Source organism: Pseudomonas sediminis, assembly GCF_002741105.1.
In the GTDB taxonomy this organism is placed as follows: domain Bacteria; phylum Pseudomonadota; class Gammaproteobacteria; order Pseudomonadales; family Pseudomonadaceae; genus Aquipseudomonas; species Aquipseudomonas sediminis.
On the sequence record NZ_NIQU01000001.1, the window covers coordinates 917,874 to 937,011 of the forward strand.

Here is a 19,138-nt window from a genome sequence, read left to right on the forward strand (position 1 = left end):
GGCAGATACTGCTAGAGTTCGAAAGACTATTACTAGAGCCGCTTGCTAGTGCGTGGCCGGAGCCTCCGAGTTTGATGGATAAACAGAGTACCCACCTTCAGCTATTGCGCGTTCCCACGCCGAGCAAGCAGAGCCTCAGCTTCTGCGACGGCAGCCCCCGCGATCTCAAACGCTGGATCGCTGGCCTGCCCAAGGCGAACATCGGTGAAACTGCACGCCAGCTGTATCAGAGCCTGGTGGAACTCAATCAATTCCTCACTCCCTCGGAAAACCGCCTGCAGTTGCTGGAGTTGCTACGCCCGGAAGTCAGCTTCGTCTGCCAACACCTGGAACGCCACTTTCTCAACCAGGCCATCGTGCTCGACGAACGCCCGCGCAAGGTGGCCAACCTGTGCCAGGCGCTGCAAAACCACCTGGCCGTTGGCTACAAGCTGATCATTTCCCGCGTGATCACCCGCAGCGGCAAGGATCGCGACCAACTGCTCGCCGTCTCCCTGCAGCGTGCCAGCCACAGCCTGTGCAGCCCGCTGATTCGTGCCAGTCAGCTTTACTGCCCGGTGCCCGAAGGGCTCTGGCTGGAGCTGCACCAGCTCTATCAGATCGCCTGCGAGCAGCGCCTGCAGCGTCAGGTCATTCGTGACCCGTTGGCACGCCATACTCAGGGCCAGAGCACCGAGCAGACCTACGTGACCGCACTGCTGCTGGGCTGCGCGCGTACCAACCAGATGCGCCAGAACGGCATTGCACGCCTGGCAGAAGCGCTGGAACCCTGGAGCACGCTGGTCAAGCTGCAGCCGGGCGATCATCCGGACAGCCTGTTCGTGCTGGCGCCGCAGATCGACGGCCCACCACGCTACAAGTCGCTGTACCAGAGCAGCGAACTGCACAACCTGCTGGGCATCGATACACAGCCACTGGTCGACGCCATCAAGGAATACCTCGATCTGCCGGAAGAAGAGCGCAGCAAATCGCGCCTGATGATTCCGGAGGGCATCAGCCTCGACCTGCTGCAACACGTCGCGGCGGCCTGGGGCGACATCGCCGAACGCACCTTCCAGCGCACGGCGGGCCACGGCAGCCTGACCCTGTGCATCGGCATGACCGCGCTGCACTTCTTCCTCGCCGGACGCTGCTCGTTCGCCGAAGTACTCAAGCGCCCTGCCGATCTCGGTGCTGCGGTATTCAAGCCTTCCACGGGCGAGCCTGATGTCTGGTCGAACGCCTTCGATGCCCAACGCAATGCGGCTGACGAAATCCACTTCGAAGAGATTCAGTACACCAAGGTAACCCCCGGCGAGCAGGCTCAACCCGAGAGCAATGGCGAAAGCTACCCGACCTTTCCTCTGCCCATCGTCAATCACAGCCCCGGTGGCTATTGCCTTTCCTGGCCAAAGGACGTTCCCAGCCAACTGCAGGCCGGCGAACTGTTAGGCGTACAAGACAATCCCAGCCAGGGCTGGAGCGTGGCCATCGTGCGCTGGATTCGCCAGGTCCGTGGCGGCGGCACGCAAATGGGTATCGAGCTGATCGCGCCGCATGCCCGCCCCTGCGGCCTGCAACTGCTGCGCAAAGCCGAGCAGAACAGCCAATACCTGCGCGCCCTTCTGCTACCGGAAATCAGTGCCATTTCTCGTCCCGCCAGCCTGATCACACCGCGTTTGCCGTTCCAGGAGGGCAGCAAGGTACTGATCAACGACCACGGTGAAGAACACCGCGCGCTGCTCACCCGCAGACAGGTCAGCACCGGCAGTTTCAGCCAGTTCGAATATCGCCGCGTAGGCGAAGAAGAAGGTGCGCCCGGGACACCTGTCACAGCCTCGCAAAGCCAGAAGCCTGCTGGGGAGGAAGATTTTGACTCGCTCTGGAAGTCGCTGTAGGCTCCGGCGAATCCACCATTTGTCGCCTTTTCGCGTCCGTTCGGCGCGGTAATGACCCCTCTATGGCCATCGAAAAAAAAACCATCCGCCTGCTGATTCTCGAAGACTCGCAGAACGAAGCAGAGCGCCTAGTCAGTCTGTTCCGCAATGCCGGGCATGCCACTCGCGTGCATCGCCTGACCTCCAGCGATGACCTCGCAGAGACGCTGCAACAGACCTGGGACCTGCTGATCTGCGCAGCAAGCAGCGAGCATCTCGACCCCGGTGAGGCGATCAGTGCCATCCGCCGTCAGGCCAAGGACATCCCCGTCATCCAGTTGGTCGAGGATAATGACTCCGAGATCATTACCGAAGCCCTGCTGTTCGGCGCACAAGACGCCCTGCCGCAAGGCGAGGATGAACGCCTGGTGCTGGTCGCCAAGCGCGAGCTGGCCAATCTCGAAGAGCGCCGCGCCCGTCGTGCCGCCGAAGTGGCATTACGCGAAGCCGAGAAACGCTGCCAGCTGCTACTGGAAAGCTCGGTCGACGCCATCACCTACGTCCACGACGGCATGCACATCTATGCCAACCGTGCCTACCTCGAGCTGTTCAGCTACGAGGACGGTGATGAGCTCGAAGGCATGCCGATGATCGACCTGATCGCCAGTGCCGATCACGGGGCCTTCAAGGACTTCCTGAAGAACTACCAGAGCGCTGAAGGCCACGCCGAGCTCAATTGCCAGGGCGTGCGCGCCGATGGCAGCAGCTTCGCCGCGCAAATGACCTTTTCTCCCGCCACCTATGATGGCGAGCCGTGCATTCAGGTGGTAATCCGTGCGGAAACCTCCAATGCCGAACTGGAAGAGAAACTGCGTGAGATCAGCAGCCAGGACCTGGTCACCGGCCTGTTCAACCGCAACCACTTCCTCGAGCTGATGGACAACGCCGCCGAGCGCGCCATCAACAGCGGCCAGCCCTCGACCCTGGCGTACATCCGTGTCGACCGCTACGCCAGCATGCAGGGCGAGATCGGTCTGGCCGGCATCGACCTGCTGCTGACCGATCTGGCTGGTCTGCTGCGTGCGCATTTCCCAGCAGAAACCCAGTTGGCCCGCTTCGGTGACGACGTATTCGCCGCCCTGCTTCCGGGCCAGGCGCCCGAACAATGCGAAGCCAGCCTGGCGACGCTGCTGAAGAAGGTCGAAGGCCACCTGTTCGACGTCAGCGGCCGCACCGCCCAGACCACGCTGTCGGTCGGCGTTGCCGGCCTCAGCGAGAAAACCGCCAAGGCGCAGGAAGTCATCGACCGCGCGCACCGCTGCGCCGACGAGCTCAGCGACGGCAATGCCATCAAACTGTTCAACCCGGCCGATGAACTCGCTGCAGCGGCCAACCGCGGCAACCTGCTGGCGATGGTGCAGCAGGCGCTGGAGAACAACAGTTTCCGCCTGCTGTTCCAGCCGATCATCAGCCTGCGTGGCGATGCCCACGAACACTACGAAGTGCTGCTGCGCCTGCTCAACCCTCAGGGTACAGAGGTGCCGCCGCTGGAATTCCTCGCCGCCGCCAGAGATGCCGGCCTCGGTGAGAAGATCGACCGCTGGGTAATTCTCAACTCGATCAAGCTACTGGCGGACCACCGCTCCAGAGGCCACAACACCCGCCTGTTCGTGCACCTGTCCAGCGCCAGCCTGCAGGACCAGACCCTGCTACCCTGGCTCAGCGTGGCACTCAAAGCGGCGCGCTTGCCGTCAGACTCGCTGGTATTCCAGTTCAGCGAACCGGACGCCATCGCCTACCTGAAACAGGCCAAGGCGCTGACCCAAGGCCTGGCGGAGCTGCACTGCAAGGCAGCCCTGAGCCAGTTCGGCTGTGCGCTGAACCCGTTCAACACGCTCAAGCACCTGCAAGTGGACTTCGTCAAAGTCGACGGTTCGTTCTCTCAGGACCTGACCAACGCCGACAACCAGGAAGCGCTGAAGACGCTGCTCAGCAGCCTGCATGCCCAGGCAAAACTGACTATCGTGCCCTTCGTCGAGAGCGCCAGCGTGCTGGCCACGCTGTGGCAGGCCGGGGTCAACTTCATTCAGGGCTACTACCTGCAAGGCCCGAGTCAGTCGATGGACTACGACTTCTCGGCTGGCGACGAATAAACCCTCGCCCAATAAAAAGCCGCCTATTCAGGCGGCTTTTTCGTTTCCGAAAGAACGCGGCGCTTATTCCTGCCCCTCACGATCACGGAAGCCCAGCAAATAAAGAATGCCGTCCAGCCCAAGGGTGGAGATCGCCTGCTTGGCCGATTGTTTGACCAGCGGTTTGGCACGGAATGCCACGCCAAGACCGGCCAGGCCGAGCATCGGCAGGTCATTGGCGCCATCGCCGACAGCGATGGTCTGCTCCAGTTGCAAACCCTCCTTCTGCGCCAGCTCGCGTAGCAGATCGGCCTTGCGCTGCGCATCGACGATGGGCTCGACAGCCACGCCGGTGACCTTGCCGTTCTCGATCTGCAGTTCGTTGGCGAACACGTAGTCGATGCCCAGCTTGGCCTGCAGTTGCTTGGCGAAGTAAGTGAAGCCGCCGGAGAGAATCGCAGTCTTGTAGCCCAGGCGTTTGAGTTCGGCGAACAACACCTCGGCGCCCTCGGTCAGGCGCAGGGACGCGCCGATCTCTTCCAGCACGTCCTCCGACAGCCCCTGCAGCAAGCCCAGGCGCTCCTTGAAGCTGGCGCGGAAATCCAGCTCGCCGCGCATGGCGCGCTCGGTGATTTCGGCCACCTGCTCACCTACGCCGGCAGCCTTGGCCAACTCGTCGATGACCTCGGCCTCGATCAGCGTCGAATCCATGTCGAACACGGCCAGACGGCGATTGCGCCGGAACACCGAGTCGCGCTGGAAGGCGATGTCGACGTTGAGTTCCTGCGCCACGCTGAGGAATTCGGCGCGCAGGGCGACCGGATCAGCCGGCTCGCCACGCACGGAAAACTCGATGCAGCCCTTGCCCTGCTCGGCCGGCATGTCCAGCGGCATGCGCCCGGAAAGACGGTCGATATGATCGATGTTCAGGCCGTACTTGGCAGTGATCGCACTGACGCGCTGCAACTGCTCGGCGCTGACCTTGCGCGTCAACAGGGTCACGATATGGCGCGCCTTGCCCTGGCCACCAACCCACTGACGGTAGTCGTCTTCGGAAACCGGGGTGAAACGCACCTGCTGGTCGAGCTCGTAGGCGGTGAACAGCAAGTCCTTGAGCACCGACTGGGAGCGGCCGTTGTCAGGAATTTCGATAAGGATGCCGAACGACAGGGTGTCGTGGATCACCGCCTGACCGATATCGAGGATGTTCACCCCGCCTTGAGCCAGCACCCCGGTGATGGCAGCGGTGAGTCCGGGACGATCTTCGCCGGTGATATTGATCAGGACGATTTCGCGCAAGACGCACCCTCCAAGGCAAACGATTGAGGCAGGCAAGCGGCGAATTGGCCACCGACCGACGAAAAGGCGCACATTCTACCCAGTTTCCCGTCGATCCGGGCAGCCATGCGCTTTGCCCGCCCCAGACCGCTCGCTATACTGCGCGGCAACTTCAGTCGACAAGAGCCGTGCTCTGTGAACCGGCCTGCGCCCGTCAAACCCGATAACTTCTTCATCCTGATCTTCCACGCGCTGCGTCAGCGGCGGGTGCCTCTGGTGCTGCGTATTGCCAGCCACAGCGTGCTGCTGGTAGCCCTGGCGATGGTCATCTATGCCTGGGTCATGGGCATGCAATTCAAGCAGGCCATGCAGCAGCAGGCCGATGCACTGGGTCAGGCGCTGATCACCCAGACGGCGGCGTCGTCCACCGAGCTGCTGGTGTCCAACGACATCCTCAGCCTCAACGTACTATTGAACAACCTGGCGAAGAACCCGCTGGTTGCCCATGCGGCCATCTACAGCGTGGATAACCGCATCCTCGCCGAAGCTGGCTCGCGCCCGACGCGCAGCGTTCTGGGCGAAACCGAGGGTCTGTACACCACCCCCATCACGTTCCAGGAGGTGATGGCCGGACAGTTGCGCATCAGCCTGGACATGAGCCAGTTCCAGCAGCCGATGACCATCAGCCTGCAGAGCATGGGCATTCTCAGCCTGATCCTGCTGGCCCTGACCCTGTCCCTGAGCATGCGCCTAGGCCGTTACATTTCCACGCCCTTGCTGCAAATGCGCCTGTGGCTGCGTGACCCGGACGACCCTGCACCGGGGGCGGGGCGCAACGACGAGATCGGTGATCTGGCGCGTCAACTGCAGGCGCGCCTGGTACCGGAAAAACCGGAGCCCGAACAGGAACTGGATGACGAACAGCTGCTCGATGACAGCGAGGACTATCTCCCCGAAGAAGACGACGAGCACTTCGACGAGCAGGAGGAGATAGAGTCCGAGCATGCCTTCGATGAAACGCACATCCGCGATGAGAATGGCGATGACGAGCAGCTCAAACCCTGGCCCGACGCCATAGAGCCGGATGATCCCTTTGCCGACCTGCGTGACGACTCCGAAGCGCCTGCGCAGGTCGCCAAGGCTCCGCGCCCCTCACAAGCCAGCGCCGTGCTGGCCATTCAACTCGGTGCTCAGGAGCAGCTTCGTCGCCTACCACGCACGCGACTACTGGACCTGCTGGATCGCTATCGGGGTTGCCTGGAACAAGCCGCCGCGCTCTATCAGGGGCAACTGCATACCCTCAAGGACGGCAGCAGCCTGATGCTGTTCCATGAGCGCGAATGCGGTGAAGACTACCTGACCCACGCGATCTGCTGTGGCGAGCTGATGCGCGCCCTGGGCCATGCCCTGCAGATCGAGGTCGCCGACAGCGGCATCACCTTGCAACTACAGCTGGGGCTGACCCTGGGCCGTGATCTGGAAGAGCTGGGCCAGGCTGACCTGCTGCTCAGCGACAGCGCCCTGGACGCCCTGGCCTTGTCGCAACACAGCCGCAACCTGCTGCTGGTCGAGCAACGCGTCGCGCAGGATGCCCTGGCCCGCCAGCGCGCCCGCATCCGCCCGATTGCCAGCCCGGAAGGGGCCAGCTGCGTGGAGCGCCTGCTCGATCCTTATCCGGCACTGCTGGAGCGGCAGTTGACGCGCATGCGCGACAGCCGGGCGCACTGACGCTCGGCGTCACTCAAGCACTGGCCAATGCGCGCCGCTGCGGCGTCTTTACACCGTAGCGCTGCAGCCAGTCCTTCCAGCGAATCCGCTCGTCGCGCACCAGCCAGCCATCCTGTTCGGCAAAACTCTCCGACAGCCATACCCCGCGGGTGCTGGCGGGCAGCAACTCGCCCTTGCGCAGGGTGAACAGCCCACCGCTGGGCACACCACGCTGCAACGCCAGCAGATAGATGTCCGGCCGCCGACGTTCCAGACGCGCCACCAGGCGGCCGTCTTCCAGGCATTCGTCGACGTGGAACAGGCTCAACTGGCGGGCATCGCGTGGCAACTCCAGGCTCAGGTCGTAGACCAGCTGCAAGGATGCGGTAGGCAGATGCACATAGGCGCGCGGGCGCTCGAGCAAGGTCAGGTTGCCGCACTGTACTGGCCGCGCAGCGCCGGACAGCGGGCTGAGGCGAAAGTGACTCGACTCGCGATAGCGCAGCGCACCCTGATAGGGCGTGGGCAACCAGGTATCGGCAAAACGTCCTCCCAGCCAGCCATCGGCACTCTCCAGCAGGCATTCCTCGGCTACTTCCTGAACCGCAGTAAGCAGCGGCAGATTCAGCTCGTGCGCCGGCACGTAGCCGGAAATCAGCTTGAGGACGGTATCGCCACGGTCCGGGCGGCGCTGGCGCACCAGCAACCAGTAGTCACGCCCGTGCAGGCGCAGGGTCATACGTACCGATACACCAAGGTTGGCCAGCTCGATGGAAAAACGCGAACTGTCCGCCACCTCGACCGGACGGCGGCGCTCGAGCATCTGCTGGAAATTCAGCGGCTGTCCCAGGCTCTGGTATCTCAGGCCATCGGGGCCGGCTTCGACGAACAGTGGCAGGGTCTTGAAGTTACTCGGGTCCTTGCGGATCAGCGTACGCGGCATCTCGACTCCTTGTTCCGGCTGGGCGTGAATCCAGCTCGACGAGCGGCCTTCACGCGAGGATCAGGTTGAAGCGAAAACCGCTCAAGGCTGCCCCAAGCCGACCACTCAGCACAACCCAAGGCTGTAAGAGGACGTGACCGGGGACCTCAGAACCTGTTCACGAGCTGCTGCGCTTCGGCGCTACTGCGTTAAAAATAAGCTCGGAATGCTCATGTACAACAGTACACTCCGCTTCCTCGCTTGTTTTTGCCTTGTATCGCTCTAGCTCGCGAGATCGTGAATAGGTTCTCAGCGGATACCCTGCAAAACCGCTGCGACCGTAGCGACATTGCCCGCCAGGTGCGCGGGCGTGATGGTGCCAACGATGGCGCTGCTGACGCCCGGATGCGCGAAGATCAGCTCGAAGCTGGCACGTACAGGATCGACACCCTCGGCCAGGCAGGCATGCCCACTGGCCAACGCCTTCTTGATCAGAATGCCCTTGGCGTGACTGGCAGCGTAGTCCAACACCGGCTTCTCGCCCTGCTCACTCAGGTTATAAGTGACCATGGCGCAGTCGCCTTGTTCCAGCGCCAGCAGCCCGCCCTCGACGGTCTTGCCGGAAATCCCGTAGCCGAGGATCTTGCCCTCGCGCTTGAGCGCTGCCAGCGTCTCGTACACGCCCGTTTCACGCAGTACTGCCAGATCGTTGCCATCGGAGTGCACCAACAACAGGTCGATACGGTCGGTCTCCAGGCGCTTGAGGCTGCGCTCGACCGACAGGCGGGTATGCGCGGCGGAAAAGTCGAAGTGCGACTGGCCCTGCTCGAACTCCTCACCGGTCTTGCTGACGATCACCCACTCATCGCGCTGGCCACGCAGCAGTGGACCGAGGCGTTGCTCGCTGACGCCGTAAGCCGGCGCGGTATCGATCAGGTTGATCCCCAGCTCGCGGGCTTGCCGCAGCAAGGCCAAGGCCTGCGTATCGTCAGGGATGGTGAAACCGTTGGGGTACTTCACGCCCTGATCTCGACCGAGTTTGACCGTGCCCAGGCCCAGCGGCGAAACGCGCAAGCCGGTGGAACCCAGCGGGCGATAGAGGTCGTGCAGCGTGGTCATGGCAGCAGCGCCTCCCAGACTGGCTGCCCCAGCGGCGGGTGCGGCAGCTCGGGCAGCGGCGCATGGCCGGCCGGCTGCACCTGCTCGCGCTGCAGCGTGGCCAGCACGCGATCGGCAAAGTCCGGCGCCAGCGCCAGCTTGGTCGGCCAGCCCACCAGCAGGCGCTGCTGTTCGGCGAGAAAGGCGTTGTCCGGGCGCACCAGGCCCGACTGCGCGGGCTCGGCGCGATCAACGCGCAATGTCGCCCAGCGCGTCTGGCTCTGGTCGACCCAGGGCAGCAGCGAGGCCACTTCCTTTTGCGCCGCCTGAATCTGAGCGCCTTCGTCGCGCGCAACGCCGTCAGCCTCGGCCAGATCGCCGCCGAGGTACCAGACCCACTGGCCATCGGCGGCCGGATGGGTGGTGACGGTGACCCGCGGCTTCGGCCCACCGCCGAGGCAGTGCGCGTACAGCGGCTTCAGTGCCGGGCCCTTGGCCAGCACCATATGCAGTGGACGCAACTGCTGCGCGGGCTGTTCGATGCCCAGCGTGGCGAGCAGCTCGGCATTACCGGCCCCGGCGCTGAGCACCACGCGCTGCGCGCGAATCTCGCGACCGTCGACGATTAACCCGCACAGCTCACCGTTTTCCTGCAGCGGTTCGATACGCTCGGCGGCAAGCAGGCCATCACCGGCCAGTTCGGCCAGACGCGCGATCAGGCTCGGCACGTCGAGCACCAGCTCGGCGAGTCGATAGACTTTGCCCTTGAACTTCGGATGCTGCAGCGCCGGCGGCAATTGCTCACCCTTGACCTGATCGACCCGACCGCGCACCGCCTTGCTGGCGAAGAAGCTGGTGAGGTTGCCGGCCAGGGTACCGGGCGACCAGAGATAATGGGCGTCGGACAGGATGCGCACACCGGAGAGGTCCAGCTCGCCATTGCCGGCCAGCGCTTCGCGCCAGCGGCGCGGCATATCGGCGATGGCTTCGGAAGCACCGGTCAGCGCGCCATGCAGGGCATATTTGGCTCCGCCATGAATGATGCCCTGCGACTTCAGGCTCTGCCCGCCGCCCAGGCTGCCACGCTCCACCAGAACGGTGGCGAAGCCCTGCTGACGCAGGCGCGCATTGAGCCAGAGGCCGGCGATACCGCCGCCGACGATCAGGACATCGGTGCTGAGAGACTGGGACATGGACGGGCCTCGGCGAAAAACAGGCGCGCAGTATAACCCGTCAACTTCCTCGCCCGCGGCCGATCAGTGCCCGGTCGATTGCGAGAACAGCTGGATCACCACCACGCCACTGACGATCAGTCCCATGCCGAGGACGGCCGGCAGATCGAGCTTCTGCTGGTAGATGAACATCGCCGCGATGCTGACCAGGACGATGCCCAACCCCGCCCAGATGGCGTAGGCGATGCCCACCGGGATGGTGCGCACCACCAGAATCAGCATCCAGAAGGCGATCGCGTAACCGCCGATCACCAGCAGCAACGGCAAGGGTTTGTTGAAGCCGTCGATAGCCTTCATCGAGGTGGTGGCAATCACCTCGGCCGCGATGGCGATAGCGAGATAGAGGTATCCGGGCATGGTGGCGACTCCTGAAAGATGGCCACGATTCTAAGTGCTTCCATGATGGGATAAAGTCATTACCTATCTGCGATCAAGATAGGTTGGCCATGAACTGGAATCTCGATCAGCTGCAACTCTTCGTCCTGACCGCCGAGAGTCGATCCTTCTCCGCCGCAGCGCGGCACACCGGCCGCGCGCAATCGGCGGTCAGCACCGCCATCGCCCTGCTCGAGAGCGACCTCGGCGTGACCCTCTTCGAACGCAGCAGTGGGCGCCAGCCGCGCCTGACCGAAGCAGGCGTCGCGCTGCTGGAGCAGGCTCGCAGCGTGTTGCAGCAATGCGAACGCCTGGACGGCCGCGCGCTCGGCCTGGCGCGCGGCGAGGAGGCGCGCCTGCGCCTGGCACAGGACGAAGCAATGCCCTACCAGCCGGTGCTGGCCAGCCTGGAAGCACTGGCCGACGCCTTTCCCTTACTCGAAGTGCAGCTGTCAAGCGGTGCGCAGGGCGACGTGGCGCGCAAGCTGCTGCAGCGCCAGGCCGACCTGGGCCTGCTGTTTCATCATGAGCAGATGCCGCGGGAACTGGAAAGCCAGCGCCTTGGCACCATCGAGATGGTCACGGTATGCAATCCGAACCATCCGCTGGCTGCACTCGACAGCGTGGAGCGGCGTGACCTGGCCGAACATCGCCAGTTGCTGATGACGCCGCAGGACAGCCACTACCCCGGCGGCGAGCAGATCAGTCCACTGGTGTGGCGCGCCGACAGCTTCTATGTGATGGCCGAGCTGGTGATACGCGGTGTTGGCTGGGCCTGGCTGCCGCGCCATGTGGCGCAGTACCCGACCTACCAGGGCCACCTGCAGGAACTGCGCAGCGACTGGGCACCGCTGCCGCTGGTGGTGGAGCTCGTCACCCGGCGCGACGGCGCGCTCGGCCCGGCGGCCAACTGGCTGGCCGACTGCCTGGCGCGCGAACTGCTACGCCCGCAGGCATGACTGCCCGCCAGGGCACCTCTAAAAGCGTAGGCGAGGCGGTCAGCACAAGGCAAAAACAAGCGAAAAAGCGCAGTTTACGAGTTGTAAATGAGCATTTGACCGGGCTGGCGTTCCAGATTGTTTTTAACGCAGTGATGACAACGCAGGTAGTTTTTAGAGGCGCCCTTCCAGCGCATGGCTGGCAACGCTAAGCTGCGCCCCCATGAACAGACTCATCTACACCCTGCTGCTGCACCTGGCCCTGCCCCTGATTGCCCTGCGCCTGGCCCTGCGCGCGCGCAAGGCGCCGGCTTACGCGCGGCGTATCAACGAACGATTCTCCCTTGGCCTGCCAACGATGAAACCCGGCGGCATCTGGGTGCACGCGGTCTCGGTCGGTGAGAGCATCGCCGCCGCGCCGATGATCCGCGCGCTGCAGTCGCACCATCCCGAGTTGCCGATCACCGTCACCTGCATGACGCCGACTGGCTCCGAGCGCATCCAGGCCATGTTCGGCAACAGCGTGCAGCACTGCTACCTGCCCTATGACCTGCCCTGGGCTGCCGCGCGTTTTCTCAACCGTGTGCAACCGCGCCTAGCCGTGGTGATGGAAACCGAGCTGTGGCCGAACCACATCCACCAATGCGCCAAGCGCGGCATCCCGGTGGCGCTGGCCAACGCACGCCTGTCAGAGCGCTCGGCGCGCGGCTATGCACGCTTCGCCAAGCTCACCGCGCCGATGCTCGCCGAGCTGTCGCTGATCGCCGTGCAGACTCAGGCCGAGGCGCAGCGTTTTCTGACCTTGGGCGCACGCCCCGAGTGCGTGGAAGTGACCGGCTCTATCAAGTTCGACCTGAAGATCGACGCCGAGCTGCTGCAACGCGCCGTCGAGCTGCGCCGTCAGTGGCAGGCCGAACAGCGCCCGGTGTGGATCGCCGCCAGCACCCACGCAGGGGAAGACGAGATCATCCTCACCGCCCATCGCCAGTTGCTGGCGACAAGGCCGGACTCGCTGCTGATCCTGGTGCCACGCCACCCCGAACGCTTCAACTCGGTCCATGAGCTGTGCATCAGCCAAGGGCTGACCACACGCCGCCGCTCCATGGGTGAGGCCGTGCAAGCCAGCGACCAGGTGCTGCTGGGCGACACCATGGGTGAGTTGCTGTTTCTCTATGCGCTGGCGGATATTGCCTTCGTCGGCGGCAGCCTGGTGGCCAATGGCGGGCATAACCTGCTGGAACCGGCAGCTCTGGGCAAACCGGTATTGAGCGGCCCGCACCTGTTCAACTTCCTGGAAATCGCCGCGCAGTTGCGTGACGCCGGCGCCCTGAGCGAGGTGGAAAACGCCGCGCAGTTGGCGGACAGGGTTGCAACATTGCTCAACGAGCCGAGCGAGATGCAAAGCATGAGTCAGGCCGGCCTTAGTGTGCTCAAGGCCAACCAGGGTGCGCTGGAGCGCTTGCTGAAGAGTTTGCAGCGTCTTCTCTAGCCCAGATGCAATCCGGGGCAAGCATCACGCCGACAACATTCCCCGGATTACATCCGGGCTACGACTGATTTTGCTCGGTTCAAACACGGGTAGCGCACCACCAGCCAGATCGGTGCGCGCAGCGCACGCTACGTGACACATCGCCAAAATGAAAAAGCCCGACTTGCGTCGGGCTTTTGCTTTGCTGCGAACGCCTCAGAAATCCTGATTGTTCTTCAGGCGTTCCTCGGCGGCAGAAGCCAGATCCGGTGGCAGAAAGTCCTTGTCCGGGTTGTAGTCCGGCTTGAGGAAGCTACCCAGTGCCTCCAAGTCGGCCGGGCTGAGGGTGCCGGCAGCCTGCTTCAGGCGCAGGTTGTTGAGGATGTAGTCATAACGGGCATCGTTGTAGTTGCGCACGGCGCTGTACAGCTGACGCTGGGCGTCGAGCACGTCGACAATATTGCGAGTACCGACCTGATAGCCGATCTCGGTGGCTTCCAGTGCGCTCTGGTTGGAGATGATCGACTGGCGACGCGCCTGTACGGTTTCCACGTCGGTGTTCACCGCGCGAAACAGGTTACGGGTGTTCTGCACCACCTGGCGGCGCAGACTTTCGCGCAGTTGCTCGGTCTGGCCGAGACGCTGATAAGCCTCACGTACCTGCGAGCTGGTCAGGCCGCCGCTGTACAGCGGGATATTCAATTGCAGACCGATGGAACGCTGCGAAACATCGCCGCTATAACGCGGCGCACCAAATGCCCCGGAATTGGTGAAACCCAGGCTGTCGTTGTCGCCCTTCTGGTAGCTGGCCACCGCATCCAGGGTCGGCGCGTGGCCGGCCTTGCGTTGACGCAGATTTTCTTCGGCAGCGTTTACCGCGTACAGGCTGGCTTGCAGATTGAGGTTCTGTGCGGCGGCGGTATCGACCCAGGACTTCGCGTCATTAGGCGTCGGCGCCAGCACCGGCAGGGTGTGGACGATCCCTTCGACAGCCACGTAGTCGCGGTTGGTCAAGGTCACCAGCGCTTCGAAGGCGTCATCCACAGCGCGCTCGGCGAGCAGGCGGTTGGCACGGGCCGTATCGAAGCCGGCCTGAGCTTCGAGTACGTCAGTCTTGTCCGACAGGCCGACATCGAAACGTTCGTTGGCCTGATCCAGTTGGCGCTTGAAGGCCGCCTCTTCGGCACGGGTCGAGGCCAGGTTGTCCTGGGCACGCAGCACGGCGAAATAGGTTTCAGCACTTTGCAGGATCAGGTTCTGCTCGGTGGCGGACAACTCCAGTGCGGCCTGCTCGCTGGTGGCCTCGGCCGCCTGCAGCTGGAACCAGCGGTCAGCGCGAAACAGCGGCTGACTGAGGTTGGCCTGGTACACCAGGCCACTGCGCGAGATCGTCGCACTCGGCGAATCGATTTCAGTGCGCGTGTCGCCGTAGTTGGCACCAGCCGACAGGTTGGGCAGCAAGCCAGCGCGCGCCTGCGGCACGACTTCTCGGCGAGCCTGATAATCGGCGCGCGCGGCGGCGATATCGGCATTGTTCTGCGCCGCTTCCTGATACACGGTGACCAGGTCGGTCTTGCTCGACAGCGGGGCCTCTGCGGCCTGAACCAGGCCCACCGAAGCGGCGGCCACGGCGATTGCCAGGGAAAGTCTGCGCAACATGATGGTTGTCGATCCTTGAATAGGCGGTAATCGGCAAGGCTACGGGGCGCCGCAGGCGGGGGTCAAGCACGCCATGGGCAGCATCAGTCTAGCTGGCGGCAAGCTATGTTGCTCGTCGGGAACAATCCATCATTCACCGCACCAACAGTCGTTTTCCGACGCACGGGTCGATATTTATTGACCGCCGAGTTGGTTTTCTCCCACCAGCTTGTTTAGACTGCCCGAGTTCTTGTCGGGGTGCCCCAAATGCGGGGCTGAGATTGGCAGCTGCCGGATCCCGTTGAACCTGATCAGGTTAAGGCCTGCGTAGGGAACAAGATGTCCTCGCCAGTAAATCGGCGAGTCCTCTCGGCACCACCCATGGTGCATCTCACGCCCTTCGTCCGCTCAGGTTCCAACTCCGACATCTATCCCGGAGAGAGCCTTGATGAGCGCACAACAACAAAAGAACCTGAGCGAATCTGCACAGGTCGATCAACAGTCGGTAAAGCCCTTCCCTCGTTCGCAGAAAGTCTATGTCCAGGGCTCGCGCCCGGATATTCGCGTGCCGATGCGCGAGATCAGCCTGGACGTGACGCCGACCGACTTCGGTGGTGAAATCAACGCCCCGGTCACCGTCTACGACACCTCCGGCCCCTACACCGACCCGAACGTCACCATCGACGTGCGCAAAGGCCTGGCCGACGTGCGTAGCGCCTGGATCGAAGACCGCGGTGACACCGAGAAACTGCCGGGTCTGTCCTCCGAATTCGGCCAGCGCCGCCTGAATGATGCCGAGCTGACCAAGATGCGCTTCGCTCACGTGCGCAACCCGCGCCGGGCCAAGGCCGGGCATAACGTCAGCCAGATGCACTACGCCAAGAAGGGCATCATCACCCCCGAGATGGAATACATCGCCATCCGCGAGAACATGAAGCTGGCCGAAGCGCGTGAAGCCGGCCTGCTTAATGAGCAGCATGCCGGCCATAGCTTCGGCGCCAGCATTCCGAAAGAAATCACTCCCGAGTTCGTGCGCAGCGAAGTCGCCCGTGGCCGCGCCATCATCCCTGCCAACATCAACCACGTGGAGCTGGAGCCGATGATCATCGGCCGCAACTTCCTGGTGAAGATCAACGGCAATATCGGCAACTCGGCGCTCGGCTCTTCGATTGAAGAAGAAGTGGCCAAGCTGACCTGGGGCATCCGCTGGGGCTCGGACACCGTGATGGATCTGTCCACCGGCAAGCACATCCACGAAACCCGCGAGTGGATCATCCGCAACTCGCCGGTACCGATCGGCACCGTGCCGATCTACCAGGCGCTGGAGAAGGTCGGCGGCATCGCCGAAGATCTGACCTGGGAGCTGTTCCGCGACACCCTGATCGAGCAGGCCGAACAAGGCGTCGACTATTTCACCATCCACGCCGGCGTGCTGCTGCGCTATGTGCCACTGACCGCCAAGCGCGTCACCGGCATCGTTTCGCGCGGCGGCTCGATCATGGCCAAATGGTGCCTGGCGCACCACAAAGAAAACTTCCTCTACACCCATTTCGAAGACATCTGCGAAATCATGAAGGCCTACGACGTCAGCTTCTCGCTGGGCGATGGCCTGCGTCCGGGCTCGATTGCCGACGCCAACGACGAAGCGCAGTTCGGTGAACTGGAAACCCTCGGCGAGCTGACCAAGATCGCCTGGAAACATGACGTGCAATGCATGATCGAAGGCCCCGGCCACGTGCCGATGCAGCTGATCAAGGAGAACATGGACAAGCAGCTGGAATGCTGTGACGAAGCGCCGTTCTACACCCTCGGCCCGCTGACCACCGACATCGCCCCGGGTTACGACCACATCACCAGCGGCATCGGTGCGGCGATGATTGGCTGGTTCGGCTGCGCCATGCTCTGCTACGTCACGCCCAAGGAGCACCTCGGCCTACCGAACAAGGATGACGTCAAGACCGGCATCATCACCTACAAGATCGCCGCACATGCTGCCGACCTGGCCAAGGGGCATCCGGGCGCGCAGATCCGCGACAACGCACTGAGCAAGGCGCGCTTCGAGTTCCGCTGGGAAGACCAGTTCAACCTCGGCCTCGACCCGGACACCGCGCGCGCCTACCACGACGAGACGCTGCCGAAGGATTCGGCCAAGGTGGCGCACTTCTGCTCCATGTGCGGGCCGAAGTTCTGCTCGATGAAGATCACCCAGGAAGTGCGTGAATACGCCAAGGAGCAGCGCATCGACGCCGTCGATCTGGATGCCGAGCAGGGCATGCAGGCCAAGGCCGAGGAATTCAAGGCGCAGGGCAGCCAGCTCTACCAACGCGTGTAGCAGGCCGTCATGGAAGCTTGATCTGACAGCGCTATGCTCGCTAGTGTGACAGGTAACGGGTCGTAGTTTGGCCCGTTACGACTATCTGGGGAGCTTCCATGGGCAAAGACGACATCGACATCATCGAGCGCGAGAACTGCTTTCGCGGTTTCTATCGCCTCGACCGGATCAAGCTGCGCCATCGCCAGTTCGCCGGCAACATGGGTCCGCAACTGACCCGCGAGCTGTTCGTGCGTCACGATGCCGTTTGCGTGCTGCCATACGATCCGCAGCGCGATGAAGTGGTGCTGATCGAGCAGTTTCGCGTCGGCGCCATGGACAAGAGCAACAACCCCTGGCTGCTGGAACTGGTCGCCGGTCTGATCGACAAGGACGAAGAGCCCGAGGAGGTCGCGCGTCGCGAGGCCATCGAGGAAGCCGACCTGCCCCTGACTTCGTTGTGGCCGATCACCCAGTATTACCCCTCGCCCGGCGGCTCGGACGAGCGCGTGCATCTGTTCGTCGGTCGCTGTAGCAGTGAAGGTGCCGGCGGTGTGCATGGCCTGCCCGAGGAAGGCGAGGACATCCGTGTCCAGGTAATGCCGCTGGAAGATGCGCTGGCCGCCGTGCGCGACGGCCGTATCGACAATGCTGCCAGCATCATCGCCCTGCAATGGCTGGCGCTGAATCGTGATGAAGTGCGGGGGATGTGGTCGTGAATCTGCTGCGCGAGCGCTATCGGGTCGATCTGGTCGAGCTGCAAGCGGCTTGCGAGGCCAACTACGCGCGCCTGATGCGTCTGCTGCCAGACATGCGCGAGCACACGCAAAGCCGTCGCGTAGCCCTGAGTCAGGGCGAGCACCTGCTCGGCATCCTGGCGCTGGAAGTACTGGAAAGCTGCCCCTATACCACCACCCTGCGCGTACGCCAGGAACACAGCCTGCCCTGGCTGCCGGTGCCACAGTTGGAGGTGCGGGTTTATCACGATGCGCGCATGGCCGAAGTGGTCAGCGCCGAGAACGCGCGGCGTCTGCACATACGCTACCCCTACCCCAACGCGGCGATGCATCAACCGGATGAAAAGAGTCAGCTCAACTTGTTCCTTGGCGAGTGGCTGAGCCATTGCCTGGCATGCGGGCACGAGCCACAGCCGGTGATGTAGTTCCAGCAATCAAGCTTTGCACTGCCCGGCCGATATTACGGGGCTGTTCTGCTTGCATGGTTTTCGTTGCCAAGGGTTAGCGCAAGCCACGTCAAAAACGCTCTCGGCGTTTTTTCTGTGATCTGCGTCCGCTTCCCGGGTTTTCCCTTTGCCGCAGCAACCACCATAATTCACTCGATAATGCCTTAGGAGATGGTCTTGCCGAGCCTGCCCGCCCCATCCACTGAATCCTCGGTCCTGCTGGTGCAGTTGTCCGACAGCCATCTGTTCGCCGAAGCGGACGGCAAGCTGCTGGGCATGGATACCTGCGACAGCCTGCAACGGGTGATCGAGCGGGTGCAGCAGGAGCAGCCGCAGATAGACCTGATCCTCGCCACGGGCGATCTTTCTCAGGACGGCAGCGTCGCGTCGTATCAGCGCTTTCGCCAACTCACCTCGGCCATTGCCGCCCCGGCTCGCTGGCTGGCGGGCAACCACGATGAAACTCCACCGATGCAGGCCGCCTGCAAAGACAGTGAGTTGCTGGAACCGGTGATCGACCTCGGCGCCTGGCGCATTACCCTGCTCGACTCCTCGATACCGGGCGCCGTGCCCGGTTTTCTTGCCGACAGCCAACTCGAACTGCTCGAACGCGCCCTCAGCGAAGCACCGCAGCGCCATCACCTGATCTGCCTGCATCACCACCCGGTATCCATCGGCTGCAAGTGGATGGAGCCCATAGGCTTGCGTAACGCCGATGCGTTGTTCGCCATCCTTGACCGTTACCCGCAGGCGCGGGCCGTGCTCTGGGGGCATATCCACCAGGAGTTCGACCAGATACGCGATAACCTGCGCCTGCTCGCCTCGCCCTCGACCTGCGTACAGTTCGCGCCGGGCAGCGAGGAGTTTCAGGTGGGCAGCGATGCCCCCGGCTATCGCTGGCTGTGCCTGCATGCCGACGGCAGGCTGGACACCGGCGTATCGCGCGTCACCGGCATTGATTTCGAAGTCGACTACAGCGTCAAGGGCTACTGACATACCC

At 63.2% G+C, this 19,138-nt stretch carries 15 protein-coding genes and 1 riboswitch; of the genes, 9 read left to right on the top strand and 6 right to left on the bottom strand.

The window, feature by feature from the left end:
- Positions 1-74: 74 nt before the first annotated feature.
- Together CDO35_RS04300 and CDO35_RS04305 are read left to right on the top strand one after the other, a co-directional pair.
- Positions 75-1,877: a molecular chaperone gene (locus tag CDO35_RS04300; protein WP_099522725.1), complete on the top strand. Its 1,803-nt coding sequence runs from the start codon at positions 75-77 to the stop codon at positions 1,875-1,877.
- A gap of 62 nt (positions 1,878-1,939) precedes the next feature.
- On the top strand, positions 1,940-4,009 hold the full coding sequence (locus CDO35_RS04305) for an EAL domain-containing response regulator (RefSeq protein ID WP_099522726.1): 2,070 nt from the start codon (positions 1,940-1,942) through the stop codon (positions 4,007-4,009).
- A gap of 63 nt (positions 4,010-4,072) precedes the next feature.
- On the opposite strand, the gene serB is transcribed toward CDO35_RS04305, so the two are convergent.
- Entirely contained in the window at positions 4,073-5,287 is a 1,215-nt protein-coding gene (serB, locus tag CDO35_RS04310) for a phosphoserine phosphatase SerB (RefSeq protein ID WP_013713838.1), read from the bottom strand.
- Between the two features lie 174 nt (positions 5,288-5,461).
- Here serB and CDO35_RS04315 point away from each other — a divergent pair, with 174 nt between their 5' ends.
- The gene (locus CDO35_RS04315) at positions 5,462-6,994 is read left to right on the top strand and encodes an AhpA/YtjB family protein (protein WP_099522727.1); all 1,533 of its coding nucleotides are present in this window, start codon (positions 5,462-5,464) and stop codon (positions 6,992-6,994) included.
- 13 nt (positions 6,995-7,007) lie between these two features.
- Here the strand turns inward: CDO35_RS04315 and CDO35_RS04320 are convergent, their stop codons facing one another.
- The 4 genes from CDO35_RS04320 to CDO35_RS04335 all read right to left on the bottom strand — a co-directional run bounded on the left by CDO35_RS04320 (position 7,008) and on the right by CDO35_RS04335 (position 10,582).
- Positions 7,008-7,916, bottom strand: a complete 909-nt coding sequence (locus CDO35_RS04320; RefSeq protein ID WP_099522728.1) for a metal ABC transporter ATPase — start codon at positions 7,914-7,916, stop codon at positions 7,008-7,010.
- Between the two features lie 288 nt (positions 7,917-8,204).
- Positions 8,205-9,014, bottom strand: a complete 810-nt coding sequence (locus CDO35_RS04325; protein WP_099522729.1) for an aldo/keto reductase — start codon at positions 9,012-9,014, stop codon at positions 8,205-8,207.
- Entirely contained in the window at positions 9,011-10,186 is a 1,176-nt protein-coding gene (locus CDO35_RS04330; protein ID WP_099522730.1) for an NAD(P)/FAD-dependent oxidoreductase, read from the bottom strand. The genes CDO35_RS04325 and CDO35_RS04330 overlap by 4 nt, the downstream gene beginning before the upstream one ends.
- Before the next feature lie 63 nt (positions 10,187-10,249).
- Positions 10,250-10,582, bottom strand: a complete 333-nt coding sequence (locus CDO35_RS04335) for a DMT family transporter (protein WP_013713833.1) — start codon at positions 10,580-10,582, stop codon at positions 10,250-10,252.
- An 89-nt stretch (positions 10,583-10,671) separates the two neighbouring features.
- On the opposite strand from CDO35_RS04335, the gene CDO35_RS04340 reads away from it, so the two are divergent.
- Both CDO35_RS04340 and waaA read left to right on the top strand, forming a co-directional pair.
- Complete coding sequence (locus CDO35_RS04340) at positions 10,672-11,559, top strand: LysR family transcriptional regulator (RefSeq protein ID WP_099522731.1); 888 nt, start codon at positions 10,672-10,674, stop codon at positions 11,557-11,559.
- A 202-nt stretch (positions 11,560-11,761) separates the two neighbouring features.
- The gene (waaA, locus tag CDO35_RS04345) at positions 11,762-13,027 is read left to right on the top strand and encodes a lipid IV(A) 3-deoxy-D-manno-octulosonic acid transferase (RefSeq protein ID WP_099522732.1); all 1,266 of its coding nucleotides are present in this window, start codon (positions 11,762-11,764) and stop codon (positions 13,025-13,027) included.
- Positions 13,028-13,222: 195 nt separating this feature from the next.
- On the opposite strand, the gene CDO35_RS04350 is transcribed toward waaA, so the two are convergent.
- Complete coding sequence (locus CDO35_RS04350) at positions 13,223-14,665, bottom strand: TolC family outer membrane protein (RefSeq protein WP_099522733.1); 1,443 nt, start codon at positions 14,663-14,665, stop codon at positions 13,223-13,225.
- A gap of 223 nt (positions 14,666-14,888) precedes the next feature.
- A riboswitch (TPP riboswitch) is annotated at positions 14,889-14,995 on the top strand.
- Positions 14,996-15,092: 97 nt separating this feature from the next.
- Between CDO35_RS04350 and thiC the strand changes: the two genes are divergently transcribed.
- From thiC to cpdA, 4 genes are all read left to right on the top strand, one after another.
- Positions 15,093-16,976 (top strand): phosphomethylpyrimidine synthase ThiC, encoded by a 1,884-nt coding sequence (gene thiC, locus CDO35_RS04355; protein WP_099522734.1) that lies wholly within the window; start codon positions 15,093-15,095, stop codon positions 16,974-16,976.
- A 98-nt stretch (positions 16,977-17,074) separates the two neighbouring features.
- Positions 17,075-17,674: an NUDIX domain-containing protein gene (locus CDO35_RS04360; protein WP_099522735.1), complete on the top strand. Its 600-nt coding sequence runs from the start codon at positions 17,075-17,077 to the stop codon at positions 17,672-17,674.
- Entirely contained in the window at positions 17,665-18,117 is a 453-nt protein-coding gene (locus tag CDO35_RS04365; protein WP_099522736.1) for a DUF1249 domain-containing protein, read from the top strand. Before CDO35_RS04360 ends, CDO35_RS04365 begins: the two co-directional genes overlap by 10 nt.
- A 192-nt stretch (positions 18,118-18,309) precedes the next feature.
- Positions 18,310-19,131, top strand: a complete 822-nt coding sequence (gene cpdA / locus CDO35_RS04370; protein ID WP_371919640.1) for a 3',5'-cyclic-AMP phosphodiesterase — start codon at positions 18,310-18,312, stop codon at positions 19,129-19,131.
- Positions 19,132-19,138: the final 7 nt, after the last annotated feature.

Excerpts from the sequence above, each read along its gene's own strand:
- CDO35_RS04300 (WP_099522725.1), top strand. The coding sequence starts at position 75 with ATGGATAAACAGAGTACCCACCTTCAGCTATTGCGCGTTCCCACGCCG.
- CDO35_RS04305 (WP_099522726.1), top strand. The coding sequence starts at position 1,940 with ATGGCCATCGAAAAAAAAACCATCCGCCTGCTGATTCTCGAAGACTCG.
- CDO35_RS04320 (WP_099522728.1), bottom strand. The coding sequence starts at position 7,916 with ATGCCGCGTACGCTGATCCGCAAGGACCCGAGTAACTTCAAGACCCTG.
- CDO35_RS04325 (WP_099522729.1), bottom strand. The coding sequence starts at position 9,014 with ATGACCACGCTGCACGACCTCTATCGCCCGCTGGGTTCCACCGGCTTG.
- CDO35_RS04330 (WP_099522730.1), bottom strand. The coding sequence starts at position 10,186 with ATGTCCCAGTCTCTCAGCACCGATGTCCTGATCGTCGGCGGCGGTATC.
- CDO35_RS04335 (WP_013713833.1), bottom strand. The coding sequence starts at position 10,582 with ATGCCCGGATACCTCTATCTCGCTATCGCCATCGCGGCCGAGGTGATT.
- CDO35_RS04340 (WP_099522731.1), top strand. The coding sequence starts at position 10,672 with ATGAACTGGAATCTCGATCAGCTGCAACTCTTCGTCCTGACCGCCGAG.
- waaA (WP_099522732.1), top strand. The coding sequence starts at position 11,762 with ATGAACAGACTCATCTACACCCTGCTGCTGCACCTGGCCCTGCCCCTG.
- CDO35_RS04350 (WP_099522733.1), bottom strand. The coding sequence starts at position 14,665 with ATGTTGCGCAGACTTTCCCTGGCAATCGCCGTGGCCGCCGCTTCGGTG.
- thiC (WP_099522734.1), top strand. The coding sequence starts at position 15,093 with ATGAGCGCACAACAACAAAAGAACCTGAGCGAATCTGCACAGGTCGAT.
- CDO35_RS04360 (WP_099522735.1), top strand. The coding sequence starts at position 17,075 with ATGGGCAAAGACGACATCGACATCATCGAGCGCGAGAACTGCTTTCGC.
- cpdA (WP_371919640.1), top strand. The coding sequence starts at position 18,310 with ATGGTCTTGCCGAGCCTGCCCGCCCCATCCACTGAATCCTCGGTCCTG.